This is a genomic window from Streptomyces alkaliphilus, from assembly GCF_014141535.1.
GTDB lineage: Bacteria > Actinomycetota > Actinomycetes > Streptomycetales > Streptomycetaceae > Streptomyces > Streptomyces alkaliphilus.
Map to the genome: position 1 here is coordinate 1 of NZ_VKHT01000411.1, position 4,368 is coordinate 4,368.

5 protein-coding genes are annotated in these 4,368 nt (G+C 75.7%); 3 read left to right on the forward strand and 2 right to left on the reverse strand.

Annotated features, from left to right (window positions below):
- A partial coding sequence (locus FNQ90_RS13980) for a hypothetical protein (protein WP_228471162.1) occupies positions 1–440 on the forward strand: 440 nt, incomplete at its 5' end.
- Positions 441–450: 10 nt separating this feature from the next.
- Positions 451–996 (forward strand): GNAT family N-acetyltransferase, encoded by a 546-nt coding sequence (locus tag FNQ90_RS13985; protein ID WP_182606684.1) that lies wholly within the window; start codon positions 451–453, stop codon positions 994–996.
- A gap of 251 nt (positions 997–1,247) precedes the next feature.
- On the opposite strand, the gene FNQ90_RS13990 is transcribed toward FNQ90_RS13985, so the two are convergent.
- On the reverse strand, positions 1,248–1,907 hold the full coding sequence (locus FNQ90_RS13990) for an alpha-ketoglutarate-dependent dioxygenase AlkB family protein (RefSeq protein WP_323379955.1): 660 nt from the start codon (positions 1,905–1,907) through the stop codon (positions 1,248–1,250).
- Between the two features lie 217 nt (positions 1,908–2,124).
- Here FNQ90_RS13990 and FNQ90_RS13995 point away from each other — a divergent pair, with 217 nt between their 5' ends.
- Positions 2,125–3,483, forward strand: a complete 1,359-nt coding sequence (locus FNQ90_RS13995; RefSeq protein WP_182606686.1) for a deoxyguanosinetriphosphate triphosphohydrolase — start codon at positions 2,125–2,127, stop codon at positions 3,481–3,483.
- Between the two features lie 30 nt (positions 3,484–3,513).
- Here the strand turns inward: FNQ90_RS13995 and FNQ90_RS14000 are convergent, their stop codons facing one another.
- Positions 3,514–4,230: an esterase/lipase family protein gene (locus FNQ90_RS14000; RefSeq protein ID WP_407699365.1), complete on the reverse strand. Its 717-nt coding sequence runs from the start codon at positions 4,228–4,230 to the stop codon at positions 3,514–3,516.
- Positions 4,231–4,368: the final 138 nt, after the last annotated feature.

Below are 4,368 nucleotides of genomic sequence, written 5' to 3' on the forward strand. Positions count from 1 at the left end.
CCTTCGGGTACGACCTTCCCGGCGGGGAGTGCCACGATGGCTCGATGGAGCACGGGGTGGACCTCGATGCCGCGTTCGCGGTGGTGGTGCGGCGGGAAATCGCCTGGCGGGACGCCGGCCTGACGGTGGATGCCCCCTCGTGGCGTGACGGGGACGCGCCGTGGCCGGCCCCTTTCGAGACCGACCGGGCCCGGGTGCGGGACCCCGGCTCCCTCGGTGTTCGGGTGTCCGGCCCGGAAGGGGCGGAGTTCCGCGTGGTGCTCTTCCGAGGGGGATGGGTGAACGCCGAGGCGTGGAACGGGGACCCGGCGCGGGAGGTTGTGGCGCTGCCCGCCGCAGGTGTCGCCTCACCGGAGCGGTACGGCGCCGTCCTCGATGCCGCCGCCCGCCTCGCCTTCGGATTGCCCGGGACGGGTACCGGCGGCGGTGGCACCGGGTGAGGATGGGTGCATGACGGTGGTGCGGACGGAGCGGCTGGTGCTGCGGCGGTGGCGGGAGGAGGACATCGCCCCGATGGCGGCGATCAACGCCGACCCGGAGGTGATGCGCTGGATCGGCGACGGCTCGGTGCGGGACATCGAGAGCACCCGGGCCGGCATCGAGGCGATGGAACGGGACTGGGAGACCGACGGGTTCGGCCTCTTCGCCGTGGAGCTCGCGGACACCGGTGAACCGGCCGGCTTCACCGGCCTGGCCGTGCCCCGCTTCCTGCCCGAGGTGCTGCCGGCGGTCGAGGTGGGGTGGCGGCTGGGCCGGCCCTTCCAGGGGCGGGGCCTGGCGACCGAGGCCGCCCGCGCGGCCCTGCGGTTCGGCTTCGAGCGGTGCGGGTTGCGGCGGATCGTGAGCATCGCGCAGGTCGGCAACGACGCCTCGGAGCGGGTGATGGCGAAGCTGGGGATGCGGCCGGTGCTGGAGACGGTGGACCCCGGCTGCGGACGGCCGGTGCGGGTGCACGAGGTCACGCCGGCCGGGGCGGTGCTCGACACCCCGACCTGACCGGCTGCCGGGGGGAGTGGCCGGGGAGGCGGGGCCGGCCCCGGGGCGCCGACCGCGTGTTTCCCGTCCGAGGTGTGACGCCGGGGACGGGGGTCGCCGGGGGAGCGGCCATGGTCCCGGCCCCCGCACGGAGGGAGCGCGGTCCGGGGCGCGGAGGCCGCCCAGCACCGCTCGCGCCCCGCGCCGGTTGACGGGCCCCGGGTCGCGCCGCCGGCCACGGGCACCGACCACCGCCCGGCCGGGCCGGTCGGTCATCCGCGCCGACCGCCGCCCGGCCGGGCTCGGCCCTCCAGGCCGCTCATCCGCAGGGTGATGTTCAGACGCCCCGTCAGGCCCAGCCACGCCGGGGCCGTGCCGGGGCGCACGCGCGGCACCCCGTGGTACGCGGCGCGGGACGGCCCGCCGAAGACGAAGGCGTCCCCGCTCCGCAGCTCCACGTCGGTGTGGGGCCGCCCCCGGTTCTCCGGGTTGCCGAACCGGAAGACGCAGGTGTCGCCGAGGCTGAGCGAGACCACCGGGGCGTCCGAGCGCTCCTCGGCGTCGCGGTGCATCCCCATCCGGGCGTCGGCGTCGTAGAAATTGACCAGCGCGATGTCGTAGGCATCCGCCGGCACGGCCGGCCCCTCCGGTCCGCAGTCGGCCACCGCCTCGCGGGCCAGGGCGTCCAGCCACGGCGGGAACGACTTGACCGGGGCGCCGTCGCCGTCCACCACATGCCGGGAGTACCGGTAGGGGGACCAGTGCCATCCCGGGCAGACCTGCCGGGCGGACATCGTGCCGCCGCGCGGGGTGCGCACGGTGGGCAGGCCGGCGGGCGGCCGGGCCCACCGGCGGCAGGCGGCGAGCAACCGCCGCTGCCGGTCGGTGTCCAGCCATCCGGGCAGGTGGACGGCGCCCGGCGCGACCGTCACCGGCCAGTCCGGACCGTCGCCCGCGTCGGGCGGGTCGAAGAGCGTGTCGTGCGGTCCCACCGGTCCCGCGTCACCTCCCGATACGCATCCGGGGGAGGGAACGCCTCCGCCCGGCGGTTCCTCACGGGCCCCGTCCGCGGGAACCACCCTGCCACGCGCCACCGACACCCACCCCGTGCGGAGCGTGGTGGGCACCCCGGGGGATACGGTCGGTGCCATGGAGCAGCGGGAGCGGGGCGCGCGGCATTACGGACCGGCGGACACCGAGCGGTGGGACCCGGAGCCGGACAAGCGGCCCGGTCGCACCGCCTTCGAGCGCGATCGCGCCCGGGTCCTGCATTCGGCGGCGCTCCGCCGGCTGGCGGGCAAGACGCAGGTGGTGACCCCCGACCCGGGGGATCCGTTGCCCGCGCGGGATGTCAGCCCCCGCACCAGGCTGACCCACTCCCTGGAGTGCGCGCAGGTGGGGCGGGAGCTGGGCGCCTCCTTCGGCTGTGATCCGGATCTGGTGGAGACGGCCTGTCTGGCGCACGACCTCGGCCATCCGCCGTTCGGTCACAACGGTGAGCGGGTGCTGGACGCGGTGGCCGGGCCGTGCGGCGGGTTCGAGGGCAACGCGCAGTCCCTGCGGCTGCTCACCCGCCTGGAGCCCAAGCGGTTCCGGGGCGGGGACATCGGGGAGCCGGTCGGCCTCAACCTCACCCGGGCCGCTCTGGACGCCGCGACCAAGTACCCGTGGCCGCGCGGCGGGCACCCGGAGGGGCCGGACGCGCCCGGCGCCGCGAAGTTCGGCGTCTACGCCGACGACCTGCCGGTCTTCGACTGGCTGCGGGAGGTCGCGCCCGGGGACCGCCGCTGTTTCGAGGCGCAGGTGATGGACTGGGCCGACGACGTGGCGTACTCGGTGCACGACATGGAGGACGGCCTGCACGCGGGAAACCTGGACCCCAACCTGCTGCTCGCCGAACCCGAGCGCCGGCACGTGTTGGCCCTCGCCCTGGAACTGTACGCGCCGCCCGGCACGCCGGAGGCGGAGGCGGGGGAGGCGCTGGACCGGCTGCTGGAGGCCGAGTGGTGGCCGCACCACTACGACGGCACCGCCGGCGCGCAGGCCAGGTTGAAGAACGCCACCAGTCAGCTGATCGGCCGGTTCTGCCTGGCGGTGGAGGGGGCCACCCGGATGCGGTACGGCAGCGGGCCGCTGACCAGGTACGACGCCGAACTGATCGTGCCGCGCGGAGTGCGCCTGGAGTGCGACGTGCTCAAGGCGGTGGCCCGGCTGTACGTGGTGCTGCAACCCGAGCAGGAACGGGTGCGCGCGCGGCAGCGGGAACTGCTGGCCGAGTTGGCGGAGGCGCTGGTGGCCGGGGCCCCGGAGGGGTTGGACCCGCAGTACCGGGCGCTGTACGCGGCGGCACCGGACGAGGCGGCCCGGCTGCGGGTGGTGGTCGATCAGATCGCGGCCCTGACCGACGCGATGGCGCGGTCCCTGCACGCCCGGTTCGTCACCGGTCGTGCGGGGACCGCGCGGTCCGCCGGGAGGCGCGTCCCCGGGCGTGCTCCCGACGGTTCGTGAGCCCGGCGCTCCCGCCGCCGGGCCCGCGGTTCATCCCCGCCGGACGAACCGCTGGATCTCCGCCATCACACCGGGGTCGGTGAGGAAGGCGATGTGGTCCACGCAGGGCAGTTCGCGGTTCAGCGCGCCGCGCAGACGGGTGGAGTCGTGGGGCACGATGACGCCGTCGCAGGGCGAGTACCAGGTGCCGTAGCGGGTGGCGCCGGGAGTCTCGTCGCCCCGGGCCAGGGCCCGCAGGAAGGGGGAGCCGGGGATCATCTCGGCACAGGGCACCAGGGGCAGGCAATCGGCCGCGCGGGTGGTGCCGTGGTGGGCGCCGGCCAGCGAGACGACGTGGCCGACGTGCCGGTGCCCACCGAGCTTCTTCACGTACCACTGGGTGACGAGGCCGCCCATGGAGTGGTTGACGACGGCGACCCGGCGCGCGCCGGTGGTCCGGCGGACCTCGGCGACCAGATCGGCGAGGTCCCGCGCGGACTCGCGGTTGGAGGCCGACCAGTCGTAGCGCAGGGCGAAGAGCCGGTCGCGGTCCCAGCCGGCGGCCTCGAAGGAGTCCATCGCGGTCGCCCAGTTGGAGGGGTCCCCGGTGAAGCCGTGCACGAAGACCACCGGGGGGAGGTCCCGACCGCCGGGGTGTCCCCCTTTCCCGGCCTTCCCGGCCTTCCCTGCTGCCCCGGCCCGCCCGACCCTCTCCGCTTCACCGGCCGTGCCGGGCCCGTCGGCGACGGCCGTGGGAGCGGCGGTCACGGACGCGGTGAGCGCCAGGAGGATTCCGGCCAGGGTGGCGCCCCATCGGCGTGCGGTGCGGCGGCCTGCGCCGGGGGTGGGAACGGTGGTGGTCGAACTGCTCCTGTCTCTTATACACAACTGACGCGTCGTACTATT